This is a genomic window from Providencia sp. PROV182, assembly GCF_028480325.1.
Classification (GTDB): Bacteria; Pseudomonadota; Gammaproteobacteria; order Enterobacterales; family Enterobacteriaceae; genus Providencia; species Providencia hangzhouensis.
In genome coordinates, this window is record NZ_JAMPOL010000007.1 from 46156 (window position 1) to 66888 (window position 20733).

Here is a 20733-nt window from a genome sequence, read left to right on the forward strand (position 1 = left end):
CGAGTTTAGTTTTTATTGATGAGGCTATTTTAAATAGTCACTTGCCTTTATGCGATACAGCACATGTTCTTGTAACCAATGGCCATCAGGGAGTGCAGGGTGATAAAAATTATTTGGGTGTTTTATCATTCCAAGTCTTTGCATTACGGATTCTGATGGTAAATTGACCACTGCGGTGAACGCAACGAGCTCTTCTAGCTTTAGTTGTTCAAATGCAAATTTGATCGCGGCGTGAGCCCCTTCAGTCGCATAGCCGTGACGCCAATACTCGGGAAGTAAACGCCAGCCAATTTCAACACAAGGGGAAAAGGGCAGATTAGCAGCAGGAATATTTAAACCAATAAACCCAATAAATTGTTTGTTGGATTTCAATTCCACAGCCCATAGTCCCCATCCTCCTTGTTGAGCAAATTTATCTATGATGGTTTCCATAAATTGTGCATTTTGCTGCTCATTTAGTACTGAAGGAAAATAGCGCATGACATCGGGGTGGCTATTCATTTGGTAAAGTGGTTGCTTATCTTCTTCTTGCCAGCCACGTAACCGCAAACGTGCAGTTTCTAATCCAGTGATTTTCATGCCGACTCTTTATTAAGGCGCATGTGCAGAATAGGGAATGGATTGCCTTCACCATCTAATTCAGAACGTGCGTATTGTTTAAAACCCATATGCTGATAAAACCCGATAGCTTGAGGGTTTTGTTCGTTAACGTCCAACTCAGTAATACCTAAGGTATCAATAGCATATTGAAGAAGTTTCTTCCCTGTGCCTTGGCCTCTATTTTCTTGGGAAATAAATAACATTTCAAGACGGTGTTTATCGTACCCTAGAAAACCGGTCATATTGCCTGCGCTATCGAATGTCACAAAAACAGCTAAATGTGGTAAATAAATATCTTTGATAGCAATTTTTAGTTCAGCAATTTTTTCTTCAGTTAAAAAATGGTGAGTTGCCCTCACTGAAGACTCCCAAACACGAATAATATCATCATCGTGTGCACGTGTAGCGCTTTGGACTATCATTATATTGTCTCCGTATATTGACTGGAAAATATTAACTTTTGCTTTTCTTATGTCAACCGCTGGTTTTAAATTTACTTTAAGGTTGTTTTTGAGATATTTATCGCAGAAAAAAAAGTCAACTTCGTCATTATTAGATAAGTTACGGCGTAATTTTCTCGCCAAATTTTTTATATAGCGATAAACGTATTTTTCTTTGTTGATTTAATCGTAGGGGTATCTTAATGAAATATAAATTACTAACTCTCTGTTTATCCGCGGCATTATTAACACCTATTGCACCTGCATTGGCGGATACAGAGACCAAAGCAGATATGGTTTTGGATCAAGTTTTAGTCCTTAGTCGCCATAATTTACGTACACCTATTGTAAATACCGGTATTCTTACTGAAGTAACTGATAAAAAATGGCCTGCTTGGGATGCACAAAGTGGATATCTCACAACGAAAGGTGGCGCACTTGAAGTCTATATGGGGCATTATTTTAGGGAATGGATAGACCAAAATAAATTACTTGCAGATGAACTGTGTCCAACGAGTAACGAAGATATATACCTTTATACAAATAGTCTACAAAGGACGATAGCAACTGCCCAATTTTTTGCAGCAGGAGCCTTTCCAGGATGCAAAGTAAATATTCATCATCAGCCTGAAATTGGTAAGATGGACCCTGTTTTTAACCCAATTATTACGAATGCCTCTCCTGAATTTAAGCAACAGGCACTCGCTGAGATGGAAAAATATTTTAAAGGTTTATCACTAACTGCGGGTTATGAAGAATTAGATAGTGTATTGAATATTAAAGATTCTCAAAAATGTAAAACAGATAAGCTATGTAATTTAAATAGTCAAAAAAACAGTTTTATTATTGAAGCAGAAAAAGAACCGGGCGTCAGTGGTCCATTAAAAATTGCAAATTCAGCGGTGGATGCAATAGACCTTCAATACTATGAAGGTTTTCCTGCAAATGAAGTCGCTTGGGGGCTTGTGAATACCCCTGAAAAATGGAAAAAACTGAATACGTTAAAAAATGCTTACCAAGAAACGTTATTTACACCAAAAATTATTGCCAAAAATGTCGCACATCCAATATTAAATTATATCGATAAAGGTTTTGTTTCGGTCGATAAAGGAGAAACCGCAAAATTTATATTCTTAGTCGGTCATGATTCGAATATTGCGTCATTGATGTCAGCAATGGATTTTAAGCCATATCAATTACCAGAGCAGTATGAGCATACCCCGATTGGGGGGAAATTAGTATTCCAACGCTGGACGGATAAGCAAGCTAATAAAGATTTTATGAAAGTAGAATATGTTTATCAAACAGCAGATCAGCTGAGGGATAACACCTATTTATCATTACAGACCCCTCCTAAACATATCACATTAGAGCTAAAAGGGTGTCCAATTGATAAAAGCGGCTATTGTTCTTGGGAGGATTTCCAAAAAGTCATGGCGACAGCCCTAGAGCAGTAATAACAAAGCCTAAGTGCCCCGCTAACTTGAGTGGGGCATTATTTTTTGGGATGATAGCTAAATTATATTTTCGGTTTATGAATCTCTTATGTGGACAAAACAGTCACGATGCCTATTCAGTTTTTACAGCTAAATCAAATTAGTATTGCAGATCTTATCGCATTAAATACTCATCCAGCCGTACTCGAACATATGCCTTTAGGGAGTAATCAATTCGATGAACAGGCCTGCCGTCAGTGGGTCATAGGAAAAGAGCAGCATTGGGAGCAATATGGCTATGGCGTATGGGCCATTATAGTTGATGGCCAGTTTGCTGGTTGGGGAGGGCTACAAAATGAAGCGGGCGATGCGGATTTAGCTTTAGTTTTACATCCTAAGTTTTGGGGAAAGGGAAAATATATTGTTAATAATATAATTAATAAGGCATTTACATCATTGAAGGTTGAGTCAGTCACGATACACTTACCGTTAACACGTAAGAAAGTATCAGCAATTTTGCGTTATGGTTTTATTGAGGAAGCCATCGTTGATTTTGACGGTATTCCTTTTAAGCGTTTTAGATTAAAACATTCATCAGTTTTATAGCATAAAAAAACCCTGCTAAAAAAGCAGGGCGTGAAAGTCACGAAAATGTTTATGAGTCTTTAATTTACCCTAAATGAGTGCATAAATAGCCTCATAAAGTGTGTGTCTTTGCTGTTTTTTGTAACAATCATTAAGGCTAAACCTTTTATTTGTAAAATGCGTTTATTTGGCAGCAAATAGCACTTTAGCCTTTATTATCGAACGACTAATACGCTAGTTTTCGCATAGCGAACTACTGATGCGGCATTAGAACCGAGCAAATAGGTTGACATACTCGGGCGGCGCGAACCTAATAAAATTATATCGGCGTTAATATCTTCTGCTGTTGCCAAAATTTCGTCTTTAACAGAACCGACGGTTGCTTTTGCCTTTACTTTATCTGCAGGGATATCAAATAATTTAATTTTTTCTTTTAACTCGCTAAGAATGATTTCAGCTTGTTTTTCATCATCAGGGAAGTCCCCTGGTAAGATTGTGCCACCGTAGCGCAAATAATTTGAAATTGGTGCGGTTACGGCAAGAAAGTGTACTGTTGCATCGTTCAATTTTTGTAGTGAGTTAACATGAGGAACTAATAAATTAGTGAGAGCATCTTCGGTTACATCGATCGGTACTAAAATTGTATTGTACATAATATCTCCCTTTTTCTTTTATATTATAAGCTTAGACCAATATCATACATTGTGAATTTGATTATTAATAGTAATGAATTTATTGGTGAAAGGGTGTGAGCAAGTAGCCGTAATAAGATTTTTTATCAAAAAATAGAAGTGCCCGATGTCATTATAATGAGCGACATCAGGCAAATGGCGGGAAATACTAAGTCAGATTTATTTTTTTACGCAGGCTTCTTTTAAACCAGCTTTACAGGCTTGAGCTAGATATTCAGCTGCAGATTTTTCGTTTATTTCAATTCCTTCACCACTTTCTAGCATTTTACCTACTTGATATTGCGCTGGTGGGAATTTTTTATCAGCAGATCTTTTGAACCATTCAAAAGCCGTAATATAGTTTTGTTTTACACCAATACCTTGATAGTAAAATTGGCCCATATAATTCTGAGCTTCAACATTGCCTTTATTGGCTGATTTCTCAAACAGATCCATGGCAGTTTCGAGGTTGGCTTCAACACCATTACCGTTTAAATACATATCACCTAAAAATAACTGAGCATCAGAATTACCTTTATTTGATGCCATCGTTAGCCATTTTTTTGCTTTACCATAGTCCTGTTTAAGCTCATTCCCAAGGTAATAGCCAATTCCCAACATGACTTGCGCTTTTATATCCCCTTTTTGTGCCTCCTGTTCGATACGTTTGATGGTTTCTTTGGGAACTGCAGCAACACTTAGGTTAATTGAAAAAGCACATAAAATAATAAATGAGAGAATTCTAAGCATGATTGATGTCTTATATTAGCGTTGTTTATTTCTATTTTTTAATAAAATGTCTCGATGAGATTTACTGTCAACAAAGTATATTATACAAAGAGAATTTACATCAAAATACGTAATGTAAAATAAGCTACACGCTCATCTTTTTACGCATTTTTAGGATAATTGATTACTTCTATACTCTACGATTTTAATTGAAAAATATCAATATGTAATAAAAATTACAATATATTGAAGTATGAAATTTAATGTTTCTTAGTCATTTTATGTGTTTATCGTAACAAGATCTTAATAAAGAAAGTGGTTGAAAAATCATATAAATCAGGTGGTAATATAAGTAAGCTTTGGGCGATTATTTTAGAAAAATATCTTATGCTAATAAAATCTCAATATAAAACACATAAAAAGTGAAAAAATAAATTAAATAGTATGTGCTATAAGAAAGGTGTGAATCGAAATTTACAGAATTCACACCTTCAGCAATATGCGAAAAATTTTTACTTTAACGGCTTAAGAAAGCTTATGACTCAAATAATGGCGTGGGTTTTCCGTTGTCATCAATTGCAACAAAATTAAACTGGCCATGTATTACTTCTTCACGACCATCTGAATACATATCTTCTAGAAAAATCGATACGTTGACCGTTAAACTGGTTCTTCCGACTCGAATAACTTTACCTACTAACTCAACAATGGTCCCTGAAGGGATTGGGTGGGTAAAGTTAATTTTCTCAGTTGATACCGTAACGAGGCGTTTACGGCTAAACCGTGTTGCGGTAATAAAAGAAACTTCATCCATCCAAGCTAGGGCGGTACCACCAAACAAAGTACTGTGGTGGTTAGTCGTTGTTGGAAATACGACTTTAGAGACGCGAGAAATGGATTGCTCAATTTTTTGTGCGATGACATCGTCAGCGATGGAGCTCATGGTCTGCCTTACAATTGTTACTGGGTGTATTAGAAATGTTAAAGACCAAGTGTAATACTCCTCTCAATTTAATTCAGCAATAAATGTGAAGTGAATCGTTCCAGTTGAAAAGTTTTTTCATATTTTCGTATTTAGGAAAAATAGGGGGAAATATTAAAGACTCAAAACTAGACAATGAGCCTTTAAATTGCTGAAAAAAGATGGGGGTTAATTATCTAAATATTCGGCGCTCATGCGAACTGCTTTTGCATTGCTGCCATTTTTAACGCAAGAAACTAAAAACGCATTAGATTCAGCCCAAATAGTGGCAGAAAAATCTTCGCCATCAATATCTTTTTCAATGGTAACAGGGTATTTTTCAACGCCTTCAAGCCACTCGATTAACCCTGATTTACACGTTGGAAAGTCGTCTTTTGCTATTGAGCCATTTAAAACCGGCACGGCAATTTGTGGTTTATTGTTGTCAGCAATCATGTCCTCTAATTGCTCTACGGTATACGTTTTTTCAGCGAAAGCAGTGGCGCTTAATAGTGAAATCGTTATTGCTAATAGTAATTTATTCATAATCACTCCATTTGATTTAAGTTTCGAATACTAAGCAATAGAGCCACAATAGGCAATAAAAAAACCCTTCATATAGAAGGGTTTTTGTGAGCAAATTTTACAAACATGTATTAACTAAATCTGTACAGACTAAATGGTTTCACATTCAGTGAGGGTTCTTTGCCTAATAGCAAGTCAGCTGTGAGCTCGGAAGAAACTGGGCTTTCGGTCATCCCCCAGCCTGTGGCAGTATTGATAACTAGACCAGGATATTCATTGACTTGAGAAATGATTGGGTGCTCATCTGGTGCGATGGCCATAGCACCACTCCATTGGTCAATCAGTTTAGAGTCCTTAAATGCAGGGAATTCTGTTTTTAATTTCTCAAATGATGCATTCAGCTCTGGTAAATCAGGTAATGCCGTCATATTTCTGTGTTTTTCAAATGGTGAAACTTCATCCAGTTTCCAGCTTGTTGGCTCAGTAAATGAATTAATTAATTGTTCATTTAATGAAATATGCACAGGGAAATCAGGCATAGATAGCAGTGGAATGTATTTATAGCCATAGACGAAGGAGTCTTTAACAACCGGTGCAACAATCACACGAGGGGATGTTGCATAGGTACCATCTGCTTGTTCACGGAAGAAAATATTACCCGGTAAAGCAACGTTACCCCCCGGTGCAGTTGGTGAACCGGTGATCAGTTGTTGAGATTGATAAGCCGGTAATGTTGGGACATCCACACCTAAGTTTTGCATAAACAGCCTTGACCAGACGCCACCAGCCACAACAACACGTGAGGTCTTGATAGGCCCTTTCTCGGTGACGACATCAGAAATTACGCCTGCTTGAGTTTCTAAACCTCTTGCTGCACAGTTAGTATAAATTTTTATTCCTAATTTTTTCGCGTAATCAGCCATGACGAAGGTTGCAATTTCAGCATCTAAGCTACCAGAGTCTTCTTCAAAACCTGCGATTGTCCATTTAGACTGTGCACCGTTTAAACGTTGGTTGAGTTCAGCACCTTCGATAATGCGTGTTTTGAATGGAATATCTGAACCGACATTTTTACTGCGAGTATCAATCCACTCTCTAACATTGACAAGATCTTCTTCATCGAATGGCACTTCAACGCGGCCTTGAGTACGGTAGCTTGTATCTGCACCGACTTTCGCGTTCATCTCTCTCCAACGTTGTTTGCCTAAGTGGTGGAGTAAGAAGGTTTCATCTGGCATTTTATAAGTGATAACTTGGCCGTAGAAGCGGGATGATTGCTCGCCTGCGATGTTACCTTTTTCAACAATAACAACATCTAAACCACGTCCAACCAGCTCAATTGCGGTCATGATCCCCAGAATTCCAGCACCAATAACAACGACGTCAGCTTGCTGTGGTAGAGGGCCTTCAGTTCCTGCAACAAAGCCATGTCGTGGCTTACCAGGAACAAATCGACCTTCACGAGTTAACATTGGAGTTAAAATTCCAGCCCCTGCAGCAACGGCAACAACACCACCGCCAATCAAAAATTTTCTTCTAGTTATAGCCATCTTATTAAGTTCCTTATATCGAATGAGTTTTTAACAATTGACCAAAGCTTCAATTAGAAATGTTTATAATTGTAATTATATCTTTAATAATAATTATAATTGTAAACCAAATTGAGCTGAAATTAAAAGATTTGTTTAAATGTTAAAAAAATTTATTTTTAGATAAGGAATGGACGCCAATATTTCGAGAAAAATAATGGCGCTGGTAGAATTCGGATAGAGAAACAGATAGGAAAATAAATAGTTTTGCACCTATCTCTTTGACTTGTAAGATTTAAATGTGGATTTGGCCTGTTAAAAATAAAACGGCTTTACCTGTTAATTTTACTCGGTCAGAGGTTAGCTCACATTGAACTACCCCTCCGCGCGATGAAATCTGTTGGCCTATTAACTGCGATTTATTCAGCTGTTTGGCCCATATTGGAGCAATGGCACAATGTGAGGTGCCTGTTACAGGGTCTTCGTCAACCCCTTTGGCGGGAGCAAAGTAACGAGAAACAAAGTCACAATCGCTATTAGCACTTTCTGCTGTAATTGCTAACCCGGGTAGAGAAAGCTGCGCAAGTTTTAACATGTCTGGCTGACAGTTTTGAACGTGCTCTGCACTTTCAAGAAAACACAGATAACGGTCTTTTGCTATCCAAAGATCTTTGATTTTGACACCAAGGATATCGACGAGGTGTGGGTAATGGTTTGGATGACTTTGTTCGGATTCAAGAATTGGAAAATCAAGTGTAAATCCTTGTGCATTCTGTGTCACAACGAGGTCACCCGACAGAGAATTAAATGTTAAAGGATGAATGTCTTGCTGGAGCACTTGATTTAACACAAAAGCAGCGGCAAGTGTTGCATGGCCACAGAGTGTTACTTCAACTTTAGGGGTGAACCAGCGAATATGATGGCCGACTAAAAATGCGGTTTCTGACAAGTTAACCTCTGCGGCAATGGCAATGAGCTGTTCATCTGGTAACCAGTTATCGAGTAATACAATCGCTGCTGGGTTACCGCGAAAAAGGGTATCTGTAAAAGCATCAACATAGTAAATAGGGGCGGAAAGGCTCATTGTATGATTTCCTAAAGTCATTATGGGATGATGAGAGAGCAGTATAGCGCCTATTTTATCAGAAATAATAAGCAAACTATTAAGTGGGGAATGATGCAGAGGATCCGGTAGCGTGTGGGCTGCTACCGGATAGAAGACAATTAATCAGCGCTATTAAGCATTAGCTTCATTTTTGTCTGCATTTTTAAGCATTTTTCTAACAGGGATAATTAACGCTGCTAATACGACCGCACAGATTACCAGTGCAATAGAGACGTGGGAGAATAGCTCAGGCATCGAATCTAATTGGTCTTTGCGAATGTTACCCCCCATGATACCAGCTGCAAGGTTACCCAATGCGCTAGCACAGAACCATAACCCCATCACTTGGCCGCGCATTTTTTGTGGTGCGAGCAAGGTCATGGTTGCTAACCCGATAGGGCTTAAGCACAGTTCTCCTAACGTCAGCAATAAGATACTGCCAACTAACCAGAAAGGTGAAACGCCACTTTGGGTTGCGAGTACTTGGTTTGCTGCCACCATCATGATAGCAAAGCCGCCCGCAGCAAATAAGATACCAATCACGAACTTGGTCATACTGCTTGGGTTCATATTGCGTTTAGCCAACGAAGGCCAGAACCAGCTAAATACTGGGGCTAACAATATAATGAACAAGGCATTGATTGATTGGAACCAAATGGTTGGAATTTCAAAACTCCCCATTTGGCGGTCAGTATAGTCCCGAGCAAAGATATTAAATGAAGTGGGTTTTTGCTCAAAGGCTGACCAGAAGAATGCGGCTGCAATCAGTAAAATCAAGCATGCCAGTAAACGAGAACGCTCGCTGCTGTTTAAACCGCCAAGGAAGAACATAAATAAGAAATAGATGCCCACACAGGTCGAGATAACATAAGCAGAACTTTTCGCAATTATTGAGGCATTAAATGGGATCGTACCATTATCAATCAAGATAACCAGTATGGCTAATAGCACCATAGCAAAGGTAACCCATTTCCCCACGTTTTTGCGCTCAACCGTTGGACGGTTCCAAGTAGAATCAAGGCCAACTTCTTTATCATAACGGCGCATTTGAGGAATGGCGTAAAAGCGGAAAATTAACAGGGCAATTAACATTCCTAAACCACCAAGGCCAAAACCTAAATGCCACCCATATTTTTCATGAAGTGGGCCAATAATTAACGGGGCAATAAATGACCCCATATTGATACCCATATAGAACAGGGAGAAACCGCCATCACGGCGTGTATCTTCTTTCTTATACAGGGTTCCTACCATCACGGTAATACAGGTTTTAAATAACCCTGTACCTAATACGATGAGCAATAAGCCGACGAAAAAGAAAGTATTTGATAAAAACGCAGACATTGCGATGGATAAATGGCCAAACGCAATAATTAATGAGCCGTACCAAACGGCGCGGCGTTGGCCTAACCAGTTATCGGCTAACCAACCACCCGGTAACGAGGTGATATAAACCCCTCCAGCGAAAATACCGACGATAGCCGAAGCTTGTTCAATAGGTAATTCCATTCCGCCTTGTAATAATGCCGCACTCATAAATAAGATAAGTAACGGTCTAACTCCGTAAAAAGAGAAGCGTTCCCACATTTCTGTGAGGAAAAGCGAACTCAATGGGTATGGATGCCCAAAAAAAGTTTTTGTTTTAGTCGCAGAATTATTCATCTGTGAACTCCCATAAATACTCTCTTGAGAGGTTGTGCATGATATAAAACACCAAGCCGTGCGCCTGAGTGCCAATTGTTATTGATATGTTAACATGAATATATGAAACATATTTTTAACATACATTATTATAGAATCACCTATATACAGAATGAATTTATTGTAAAAGGTGTGTTTTTAAGGTGAAAAGTCGATATAACTCTCATTTCTCACGATAAGCTAGGGGAAGATACAGGATTTTAGTTGACAATAAAAGAAAGAATTTTGAATCGATTAAGTTATTTAAAATCAAGTGGTTAGGTGTATTAAAATTTGATTTTAAGGAAAGTAAGGCAATAAAGCTTATAAATCATCAGGTTTTTGTACAAAAAATAGCAAGAAGCTTATTGGTCGGTAGGGGAGGCTCGCAGGCCATCGGATTGGCGCCTGATGACTAACCATGAATAAATTAAGTTGAAGAGAACTAACGCAGCGGTGAAAAAGAATACGGCTCTGAAACCGTAAGTTGCAGCGACAAACGACCCCATCAATGGCCCTGTCACATTCCCAACATCTCGCAATGCTTGGTTATAGCTGAAAATACGTCCCGTTACTTGATGGGAAATATTATAGATAATTAACGTTTGTACTGCGGGTAATAGCGCAGCATTCAGAGCCCCAAGCATAAATCGGAGAAAGCCTAGCTCCCAATAACTACTTACCAGCCCCATTGGGAATAATACAAAAATAGATGCTCCCAGCACGGCGAGTAAAACTTTTTCAGGGCCTATTCGGTCACTGAGTTTACCTAACATGGGCGCACTGATTAAAGCCGCAACACCAGGAATGGAAGCTATCACACCACTGACAAAGGCCAAGTTTTCAAGGGAATCAGATAAGTCACGTACATAAAGCGTGATGACAGGGTTGATTGAGCCCATAGCAGCTTGAATAATCATGGTGGTAAAAAAGAGGCTGATAACTAAATTTTTATTACGTAAAGAGGCAAAAACTTGTTTGCTCGTTAATGCATCTTTGCGAGAAACAGGCGTGAAGCGTTCTCTGACATAAAAAAGCGTGACAAAAAAGCAGATAAACAGCACCGTTGCGGTAATAAAAAAGACGGGACGTAAGCCATACTGGTCAGCAAGAAAACCGCCAATGAGTGGGCCAATAAGTGCGCCACTTACTGCACCAGTAGCGAGGACACCCATAGCCCAACCACTTTTTTTCACGGGAACTTGAGTTGCAATCAGCGCGTTAGCATTGGGAACAAAACCCCCCAATAAACCTAATATGGCTCTTAAGGCTAAGAGCTGCCAAATATTTTGTGCAAAACCAATAAGCACCATCACGATAGCCATCCCTAGTGCTGAACGCAGCAGCATGAGTTTACGGCCTTTACGATCGGATAATCGACCCCAAAATGGCGCAGCAATCGCGGAAAATAAGAAGGTGATACTAAAAACTGCCCCTGTCCATAGGTTCAAAGAGGCATGGTCTTTAACGCCTAGTTCTTCAATATAGAGGGGGAGAAAAGGCATGATCAGGCTAAAGGCGGCACCTGTTAAAAAACAGCCGAACCACACGACGTATAGGTTACGTTTCCAATACTCTGTTTTTCCCGTCATAATTTTCCCGTTATGTTCAGTTCTACAGCGTTGTTGGCTTCATTTGCCTAATGTACGCTCTTTGGGATGTCTTCATTTTCCCGCCTAGCTGTAGACCCGACTATTTAGGAAAAACAGTATGAAAAACAGTAAGAAAAGCATCATAAAAAACAGTTGAAAAACCGCGCTATAATTTATCTGATTACGTTAATAATTAATGATGGATTTTGTCTAAATCCCCGTATAACGAAGGCTCCCCTTCAGGACGCGTTTTAAAACGACGATGTAGCCACATATATTGTTCTGGTGCTCTGAGGATTTCTTTTTCAATAACTTGGTTCATCATGGTTGCGGTAGCCACATTATCTTCAATTGGGAAATCATCAATGGCAGGTTGAATGATTAATTCATAACCTTTACCCGCAGGTAAACGTCTTGGTGTAAAAGGCACCACTAAAGGGGAAGCCAGACGTAAAATAATTTGCGAGCCATTGGTTGTCGCTGCATCTTTTACGGCGAACAAAGGCGCAAATGTACTATTGCGTGGGCCGTAATCATGGTCGGGGGCATACCATAAAATTTCCCCATTTTTTAAGTCACGAACCATGCCTTTCATATCTTTGCGATCCAACATATATTTGTTGGAACGTAACCGCCCACGGGTTTGTAGCCAATCAAGGAGGTCATTATCATTGGCGCGATATACACCAATGCCCGGATTTAACATGCCAAAGGCACGCGCACCCATTTCCAAGGTTAAAAAATGAACACCAAGCGCGATAATGCCTCTACCTGTTTGGCGGGCAGCAACAGCATTTTCTTCCCCAATGACTTTGACCCAGCGACGAACGCGCCAATCAGGCCAAAACCAAGCCATGCCCGTTTCAAATAAGCCCATGCCGACAGATTCAAAGTTTTTGTCAACACAGCGTTGCCGTTCTTGCTCACTCATGTCTGGAAAACATAATTGCAAATTTCGCTCTGCGACTTTCACCCGTTTTTTCAAAAAGCGTTTAGAAAATAACCCTAAACGCGTTCCCATCCAATAAATGAGAGGATAAGGCAATAATACAAGAAGATATAACACGCCAATGCCTAGCCAAGTTAGCCAGTAACGAGGGTGGAAAAACCGTTTTTGAAATTTTGGAGCTAGTATCATTGTTATCCGAATATATTAGTCACAAATTAATAAAAAGGCATGATTAAACTATATCAAATTATTCGTTTAAAGCGTTAATTGCCTGCATGGTGCTCATTAACTCAGCTAAGTTACGAACCGCCATTTTTTCCATGACGCGAGAGCGATGAACCTCAACGGTGCGTACAGAAACACAGGTTGCCTCAGCAATCTCACGGTTAATTAAGCCTTGCAACACATAACCACAGATATCTTTTTCACGAGGGGTGAGCGTTTCATAGCGCTGCTTAATTAAATGCCCTTCAGTGGCTTTGGTGGTTTGTGATTGAGCTTGTTCTAAGGTCTTAGCAAGTTGTTGGCTATCAATGGGTTTTTGTAGAAAATCAACAGCGCCAAGTTTCACTTGTTCCACCGCCATCGGGATATCGCCATGGCCAGACAAAAATATCACAGCCAATGTACTGTGTTGTTCCCTAAGGTATTGGTGAACTTGTCGTCCATCTAATTTAGGCATGCGCATATCCAATAACACCACACCTTCTTGGTGTAATGCCGCATTTTGGATAAATGTTTCACTGTCATTCCAAACGGTAACGCTATAGCCCAATGTTTCTAGTAAGAATTGGCAGGCATCCGTCACATCGGGGTCATCATCCACGAGATGGATTACTGGCATACATATACCTCGTCGTGTAGAGGGTGACAAATAAGGTGCTTTATATAATGAGCATTGATTATCGCAATAAAGCCATTGTCACATATAGTTAATGTGAATGTTATCAATTACGTGGCAAAACATGCTTAATCTACGATTTTATTGTGATAATTGAAAATAAGAGTGACCATTAAGCCATGTAACCCATCATCACTTAGGTTATTTTCGATACGAATGTCTCCGCCTTGGCTTTGTATCAAACGCTGGCAGATCACTAAACCTAACCCTAAACCTTCTTTTTTAGTTGTCGCAAATGGCGTGATACCTTGCTCTAATTGACCCGCAGGCATCCCTCCAGCATTGTCCTGTAAAACAAGTAAAAAATGTTGCTGCGAAAAATGAAACTCGAAACGCAGTAGGGTTGCCCCTGCTTGCAAACTGTTACTGATTAAATTAGAAAGTAATTGTTCTAGTAACGTGTCTGGCAACATCAGGGAGACGTCAGGGGTTTCAGGTAAAATTAACCTCGAATTGGGGTAGTGCTGGTCTGCACGCAATAATTGCCAAATATGATTAATAGCCTGTTTAACCGATTGCTGGCTCAATGTGATTGCGGGGTCATGGCTTGGTTTACCCGCCCAGAGACGCAAATTGCGAATGATATCGGCTCCACGTTGAGCTTGGTCGTCGATTTTAGTTAATGCGCTAATTAATGGGTGGCTTTCAGACTCTTTAGTCAGGCGTAGAATACACCCTTGGGCATAATGGCGGATTGCAGACAGCGGTTGGTTCAATTCATGGGCAAACCCGGATGCCATTTCACCTAAAATATTTAACCGTTGTGCCTTTTGTAAATTGGCTTCTTGCTCTCGCAAGCGATTATGCGCTTCTTCTAATTGACGGCTGCGACGTCTCACCAAAAAGGCAATCCAAACATGATTTATCCCAAGTAATACAAAAAATAATGCAACAAGGCTGATAGTGATTTGGTTTTGAATGGTCCAACTGACGATATCCTGCCAGATTTGGCGCTGTTGCGGATGTTGGTTAACGTCTCTGAGTAAGGTTTCGACTTGAGTCACCGACGCGGGAGCTCCCCAACGCATAGCGGCTTTATCTGTTGATAATAATGTCTTGGTGACTTTGTCGACTAAATTGTCCGGCACTTCACTTAAGGCGGCAAAAGACCAATTTGGATACAGTTCTGTGCTAGTTAAACAAGAGAGAGAGCTTGGATGTTGAATCAATGGGCGAAATTGTGTTTTATCAATCAACCCTTCGCTATGCATGTTTTCTAATAAACAGACAGGAACTATAGCTGCGGATAATGAATCATCACGCAGTGCGTATAATAATGCATCTGCAGGGAAGCCTAAAAATTGCATCTTAAAGTCTTTGGCAGCGTCGTAGCCCATATCCCTCAACACTTTGTAACCTAACAAATAGCCACCAAAAGCATCTGGTGAAATTGCTCCGACTTTCTTGCCTATTAGGTTTTTAACTTCTGAAATATCACTGTCTTTTCGAACTAATATCAAGCTGCCAATAACATTACGCGTTGTGCTGTTGGGCTCCACGTCTGAGCGAAGGGAGAGCAACCAACGTAAATGATAGCGGTTATCTAACTGAATAAATTGGGCAGGATTCGTCAACAAAAAATCTATCTTGCGATTGGAAATCGCCTCTTTCATCTCATCTAAATTGAGAGGTTGTAACGTAAAACGCTCCCCAGGAATCGACTCATTGAGTGTATCAATCAAAGGCTGCCAATGAGATTGGGTTGAACTGGGGCCACGTAAGGCCAATACCCCGATAGTCCACTGGGCCGAAATTGCTGGCAAAGACCACGTCAGTAGCATGATTAACAGTATGTGATACAACGGTCTAGACGATTTTTTTAACATATTTGAGTTATTCGTTGCGTTAGATCAATTTAGCTACGGGTATGTGGTAAACCACAATAGGGCAGTGGCTCCACTCTTCTTACAATGGCACTACAAGCTTTATCAAGATAACCCATCGGGTTTAAAGAGAAATAACAATTTCAGTGGTTATCTTAACGAGACTGTACCCATTGTCAATAACGCATGTAATACAAATAACATATTGATTAATAACTTTTATTTTCGCATTAGCAATGTCAATACTGGAGCCAATTATGGATCTGAGTAAACGAAAATTTCTACAACAAATTGGAGCCGTAACTGCGGGGGCATCGTTGATTCCCATTGCAGAAGCAGGGCTCAATTTTTCCCCGACACGTCGAGAAGGCAATCCAGAAAAACGCTATGGAATGTTGATTGATTTGCGCCGTTGTATCGGTTGTCAATCTTGCACGGTAAGCTGTTCGGTTGAAAACCAAACCCCACAAGGTCAATTTAGAACGACAGTGAATCAATATCAAGTCGCAGTGAAAGGTGAAGAAGGGTTTACCAACGTACTGTTACCCCGTTTATGTAACCACTGTGATAACCCTCCTTGTGTACCTGTATGTCCAGTTCAAGCGACTTTCCAACGTGAAGACGGTATTGTTGTCGTTGATAACGAACGCTGTGTTGGGTGTGCTTATTGTGTGCAAGCCTGCCCATATGATGCTCGCTTTATCAACCACTCTACGCAAACTGCAGATAAATGCACATTCTGTGCTCATCGCTTAGAAGTGGGTTTATTACCTGCTTGTGTTGAATCCTGTGTCGGTGGTGCGCGCATTATTGGGGATTTAAAAGACCCGAACAGTACTATTCGTAAAATGCTGACAGAGCACGAGGCTGAAATAAAAGTACTCAAACCGGAAAGTGGCACATTACCACAAGTTTTCTATATAGGTTTAGATGACGCATTCGTGCAACCGCTGCAAGGCAAAGGGCAGCCCGCATTATGGCAGGAGGTGTTCTGATGAATGGCCAAGTGACTTATATTTCAGAAATAATGGCTCAGCCACAAGAATTCTTTTGGCTTCCTTGGGCGGTACAATATTTCTTCTTCATTGGGATTGCGTCTTGTGCGGTTCTGTACGCGTGCTATCTTCATTGGAGAAACAAACCTGAAAACAGCCGCTTAGAAATGATCGCTGTATTTATTGCTATCACGATGGGGATCACCGCGCCGTTAGCACTAACCGCAGATTTACACCAAACCGCAAGGGTATGGCATTTTTACGCTCATCCAACAATATGGTCTTGGATGTGGTGGGGCTCTGTATTACTACCATTATTTACCACATTTATTGGTTTATATTTTGTCGCATTAGTGGTGAAGCTGATTTGGAAAAAAGAATTCAAAGCAACGCGTTGGGTTGCCTTGTTGGCCGCACTTTCAGCTATCGGTTTATTGTTATATACCGGCCGTGAAGCCTCAGTGTTAAACGCGCGTCCAATTTGGTTTAGCTGGTGGATACCGGTATTGATGTTCCTTAGTGCTCTGCAAGCATTACCAGCACTGGTTGGTTTAGGCGCTCGCCGTGAACCTCAATATCAAAACCGCTTAGCGCGTTTTCAAGTTGTGACATTATTATTGTTTGCGGTGTGCTTTGCGTTGTGGTTATCAGGTGACACCACTTCAGGTATTGCAGTACGCCAACAGTTAGATACTGCAAGCCCAGGCTGGTGGATGCTAATGGGGGTTTGTGCACTGTGGTTAATCACTTTCGCAATGTCCGTCAGTAATTTAAAAGCGACTCGTTCCGTTCCATACATTACTGTTCTAGCTTTAATTTCAATGGCTTTTGCTTGGTCATTACGTTGGATTTTCCTGATGGAAGTTCAAGCGGTTCCAAAATATAACATTATCGCGAACCCATACCATTTCCCACTGGGAACAGATGGATTATTGGCTATCGTCGGTACATTCGGTTTATGGATTGCATTAACAATTATTGTTCGTGAAGGTGTTCGCTGGTTTGCGAGGAGAGTGCAACATGGCTAAATTCTCAAGACGTCAATGGCTTAAAGGTGGTTTGGTTGTCGGTGGTATCGCATTATTTGGTGCAAGCTACCGTGATGTTGCCAAACGTGCAGTCGATGGTCTGGTTAATGGTACGTCAGGTAAAGTCACTCTTGATAGGCTTAATGGAAACTCTTTACGCCCTGAAGGGCAGGCACTGAAAGGCTGGCAAGAAAACCCAGAACAAGTGGTTGCGATGACCCAGTGTTTTGGTTGTTGGACCCAGTGTGGTATTCGTGCTCGCGTCGATACAGCAAAAAATGAAGTATTGCGTATCGCGGGGAACCCTTATCATCCACTTTCCCATGAAGAGCACTTTCCTTATGGAATGCCATTGAAAACGGCATTTAATAAAATGAGTGGAGAATCAGGCCTTGAACACCGTTCAACAGCCTGTGCTCGTGGTGCGACGTTAATGGAAGGTTTAACGAGCCCATTGCGTATCCTTGAGCCGATGAAACGTGTGGGTAAACGCGGCGAAGGTAAATGGGAGCGCATCAGTTTTGAACAACTGATTAAAGAAGTGGTTGAAGGGGGCGATTTATTTGGTGAGGGGCATGTGGATGGCTTACGGGCGATCCGTGACTTAGAAACGCCTTTAGACCCATCTCAACCTAAATTGGGGCCAAAAGCTAACCAATTATTAGTGACCAACGCAGGTGATGACGGTCGTGATGGCTTTATCCGTCGCTTTGCACAAAATGCCTTTGGCAGTAAAAACTTCGGTGCTCACGGTTCTTATTGTGGACTGGCTTACCGTGCGGGTTCCGGTGCATTAATGGATGATTTGGACAAAAATGCCCACGTTAAACCCGATTGGGATAATGTCCGTTTCGCGCTATTCCTAGGGACATCACCTGCACAATCAGGTAACCCATTTAAGCGCCAAGGCCGCCAGTTAGCCACAGCGCGTTTACGTGATTCATTTAACTATGTGGTGGTATCACCTGCATTACCATTAACAACCACTTTAGCGAATGACCACGGTCATTGGGTTCCTGTGCAACCGGGTACGGATGCGGCATTGGTGATGGGGATGATCCGCTGGATCATTGAAAATAACCGTTACAACGCAAAATACCTCAGTGTGCCAAGTGAGAAATCCATGGAAGCCGTGGGGGAGAAAAGCTGGACTAACTCAACACATTTAGTGATCACGGATGATAACCACCCATTAGCAGGTAAATTGTTAATTTCTTCTTATATCACAGGGGAAGGTGACAATGAGAAAGCTTATTTAGTGCAAGATGCTGCGGGTGAATTAAAACTGGCTGATGAAACGCCTACGGCCGAGCTCTTTGTGACACGCCAAGTCACCTTGCACGATGGCAGTGAAGTGACCGTTAAATCTAGCTTCCAGTGTTTAAAAGAAGCGGCAAATCGTATGACTTTAGAAGAATACAGTCAGCGTTGCCATGTTCCAGTGAAAACGATTGAATCGTTGGGTAAAGCATTAACTTCTTATGATAGAAAAGCCGCCGTCATCTCTCATGGCGGTATGATGGGGGGTAATGGTTTCTACACTGCATGGTCAGTTATCATGCTTAACGCATTGATTGGTAACTTGAACTTGAAAGGCGGAGTCTCTGTTGGTGGTGGTAAATTCAATGGGGAAAACGATGGGCCGCGTTATAAAATTGCCAGCTATAAAGGCAAAGTGAAACCTAAAGGTGTGGTGCTGTCGCGCAGTAATGAAGTGTATGAAAAATCAGATGAGTTCAAAGCACGTCAGGCAGCGGGTGAAAATCCATACCCAGCAAAAGCCCCTTGGTACCCGTTTGCTAAAGGTCAATTAACAGAGCAGTTAGCATCTGCCTTGATGGGATACCCCTACGCACTGAAAGCGTGGATCACCAATATGACTAACCCTGTATATGGTATTGCAGGTATTCGTCAGGTGATGGAAGAAAAACTGAAAGACCCTAAACACCTGCCGCTGATTATTGGTATTGATGCCTTTATGAATGAAACCACGGCATTGGCAGATTACATTGTGCCAGATACCCATAACTTCGAAAGTTGGGGGTTTAGTGCACCATGGTCTGGCGTGCAGGTCAAAGCCAGCACAGCACGTTGGCCGATTGTTGAGTCACGTACTGCGAAAACAGCGGACGGCCAGCCAGTTTCGATGGAGAGTTTCTGTATTGCTGTAGCGAAAGAACTTAATTTACCCGGCTTTGGCGATAACGTGATTGAGGATATGGATGGCAACATGCATTCACTCAATACAGCGGAAGACTATTACTTAAGAGTTGCTGCAAATATGGCGTGGTTAGGGGAGAAACCAGTCCCTGAAGCCGCAACAGAAGATATCCAAATCAGTGGCGTGGAGCGTATTTTACCGGCTATTACACGGACTTTAAAACCAGAGGAAGTTCGCCGTGTTGCCTATATTTTCACACGAGGTGGCCGTTTTGCGCCTTATGAAAAAGCGTGGGATGGCGATGCAACAGGTCCTCAATGGAAAAAAGGCTTACAAATTTGGAACCCAACGGTGGCCGTTAATCGCCATGCCATAACCGGTGAACGTTATAGCGGTTGCCCGACGTATTACCCGCCTCGTATGGCGAATGGGGATGATGTGAATGCAGTATTCCCAGAAAAAGAGTGGCCGCTGAAGCTGATGTCATTTAAATCCCATGTGATGAGCAGCTCAACCACCGTTATTGAACGGCTCCGCCATGTGAAACCGACGAATCTTGTTGCTATCCACCCCGATGATGCAGCGAAAATGGGGGTAAAACATGGAGATTGGATTAGGATCACCACACCGGGGGGGCATGCTGAAGCCCAAGTAAGCGTACTTGATGGCGTAATGCCTGGAGTGCTTGCGATTGAGCATGGCTATGGGCATACCGAGATGGGAGCGAAACAGCATTATCTGGATGGCCAACCTATGCCAATGAATGCGGCAAATGGTTCAGGAATTAACTTAAATGACCTTGGGTTTGCTGACCCAACACGTGAAGTCGCTAACACGTGGTTAGATTGGGTTTCGGGGGCATCGGTACGCCAAGGCTTACCTGCTCGCATTGAGTTAATTGGTTAAATGAAGTAGTAAGGATGGCTAGTGGTGGGGACCTGCATAGCTTCACCATTAGCCATCTGGTAGTTGGCAATAAGTAGTAAGCAGTTGACATTGCGCATAAAACGGTGTGCTACCACA

18 protein-coding genes are annotated in these 20733 nt (G+C 41.3%); 5 read left to right on the forward strand and 13 right to left on the reverse strand.

Annotation, left to right across the window (positions count from 1 at the left end; translation table 11 throughout):
- Positions 1-24: 24 nt before the first annotated feature.
- Both PR834_RS06235 and PR834_RS06240 read right to left on the reverse strand, forming a co-directional pair.
- A complete protein-coding gene (locus PR834_RS06235; RefSeq protein ID WP_196725224.1) occupies positions 25-579 on the reverse strand; it encodes a GNAT family N-acetyltransferase in 555 nt (184 codons plus the stop codon).
- Positions 576-1022, reverse strand: coding sequence for a GNAT family N-acetyltransferase (locus tag PR834_RS06240; RefSeq protein ID WP_272536526.1), 447 nt, complete (start codon positions 1020-1022; stop codon positions 576-578). Before PR834_RS06240 ends, PR834_RS06235 begins: the two co-directional genes overlap by 4 nt.
- A gap of 221 nt (positions 1023-1243) precedes the next feature.
- On the opposite strand from PR834_RS06240, the gene agp reads away from it, so the two are divergent.
- The gene (agp, locus tag PR834_RS06245) at positions 1244-2497 is read left to right on the forward strand and encodes a bifunctional glucose-1-phosphatase/inositol phosphatase (protein ID WP_164455791.1); all 1254 of its coding nucleotides are present in this window, start codon (positions 1244-1246) and stop codon (positions 2495-2497) included.
- Between the two features lie 90 nt (positions 2498-2587).
- Positions 2588-3082 (forward strand): GNAT family N-acetyltransferase, encoded by a 495-nt coding sequence (locus tag PR834_RS06250; RefSeq protein WP_226617109.1) that lies wholly within the window; start codon positions 2588-2590, stop codon positions 3080-3082.
- A 194-nt stretch (positions 3083-3276) separates the two neighbouring features.
- On the opposite strand, the gene PR834_RS06255 is transcribed toward PR834_RS06250, so the two are convergent.
- From PR834_RS06255 to ttrS, 11 genes are all read right to left on the reverse strand, one after another.
- Positions 3277-3714, reverse strand: a complete 438-nt coding sequence (locus PR834_RS06255; RefSeq protein ID WP_004255887.1) for a universal stress protein — start codon at positions 3712-3714, stop codon at positions 3277-3279.
- Positions 3715-3912: 198 nt separating this feature from the next.
- Positions 3913-4482: a tetratricopeptide repeat protein gene (locus PR834_RS06260; RefSeq protein WP_272536527.1), complete on the reverse strand. Its 570-nt coding sequence runs from the start codon at positions 4480-4482 to the stop codon at positions 3913-3915.
- A 514-nt stretch (positions 4483-4996) separates the two neighbouring features.
- A complete protein-coding gene (locus PR834_RS06265; RefSeq protein ID WP_004255881.1) occupies positions 4997-5404 on the reverse strand; it encodes an acyl-CoA thioesterase in 408 nt (135 codons plus the stop codon).
- Positions 5405-5611: 207 nt separating this feature from the next.
- Entirely contained in the window at positions 5612-5968 is a 357-nt protein-coding gene (locus PR834_RS06270; protein ID WP_004255879.1) for a hypothetical protein, read from the reverse strand.
- Between the two features lie 110 nt (positions 5969-6078).
- Positions 6079-7497, reverse strand: a complete 1419-nt coding sequence (locus PR834_RS06275) for an NAD(P)/FAD-dependent oxidoreductase (protein WP_004255876.1) — start codon at positions 7495-7497, stop codon at positions 6079-6081.
- A 274-nt stretch (positions 7498-7771) separates the two neighbouring features.
- On the reverse strand, positions 7772-8560 hold the full coding sequence (locus PR834_RS06280; protein ID WP_272536528.1) for a PhzF family phenazine biosynthesis protein: 789 nt from the start codon (positions 8558-8560) through the stop codon (positions 7772-7774).
- 153 nt (positions 8561-8713) lie between these two features.
- Positions 8714-10243: a peptide MFS transporter gene (locus PR834_RS06285; protein ID WP_004255871.1), complete on the reverse strand. Its 1530-nt coding sequence runs from the start codon at positions 10241-10243 to the stop codon at positions 8714-8716.
- Positions 10244-10626: 383 nt separating this feature from the next.
- Positions 10627-11853, reverse strand: a complete 1227-nt coding sequence (mdtG, locus tag PR834_RS06290; RefSeq protein WP_004255869.1) for a multidrug efflux MFS transporter MdtG — start codon at positions 11851-11853, stop codon at positions 10627-10629.
- Between the two features lie 193 nt (positions 11854-12046).
- Positions 12047-12991, reverse strand: a complete 945-nt coding sequence (locus PR834_RS06295) for a Kdo(2)-lipid IV(A) acyltransferase (RefSeq protein WP_262960473.1) — start codon at positions 12989-12991, stop codon at positions 12047-12049.
- A 58-nt stretch (positions 12992-13049) separates the two neighbouring features.
- Positions 13050-13646 carry a tetrathionate respiration response regulator TtrR gene (ttrR, locus tag PR834_RS06300; RefSeq protein ID WP_004255863.1) on the reverse strand — a complete coding sequence of 199 codons (597 nt, stop codon included), beginning with the start codon at positions 13644-13646 and terminating at the stop codon, positions 13050-13052.
- A 125-nt stretch (positions 13647-13771) separates the two neighbouring features.
- Complete coding sequence (gene ttrS, locus PR834_RS06305) at positions 13772-15529, reverse strand: tetrathionate respiration histidine kinase TtrS (protein ID WP_036957871.1); 1758 nt, start codon at positions 15527-15529, stop codon at positions 13772-13774.
- 254 nt (positions 15530-15783) lie between these two features.
- Between ttrS and ttrB the strand changes: the two genes are divergently transcribed.
- The 3 genes from ttrB to ttrA are packed head-to-tail and all read left to right on the forward strand — an operon-like array spanning position 15784 to position 20616.
- Positions 15784-16521, forward strand: a complete 738-nt coding sequence (ttrB, locus tag PR834_RS06310; protein WP_036957869.1) for a tetrathionate reductase subunit TtrB — start codon at positions 15784-15786, stop codon at positions 16519-16521.
- A complete protein-coding gene (ttrC, locus tag PR834_RS06315; RefSeq protein WP_419555466.1) occupies positions 16503-17549 on the forward strand; it encodes a tetrathionate reductase subunit TtrC in 1047 nt (348 codons plus the stop codon). Before ttrB ends, ttrC begins: the two co-directional genes overlap by 19 nt.
- Positions 17542-20616, forward strand: a complete 3075-nt coding sequence (gene ttrA / locus PR834_RS06320) for a tetrathionate reductase subunit TtrA (RefSeq protein ID WP_004255849.1) — start codon at positions 17542-17544, stop codon at positions 20614-20616. Before ttrC ends, ttrA begins: the two co-directional genes overlap by 8 nt.
- The last annotated feature ends 117 nt before the right edge of the window (positions 20617-20733 follow it).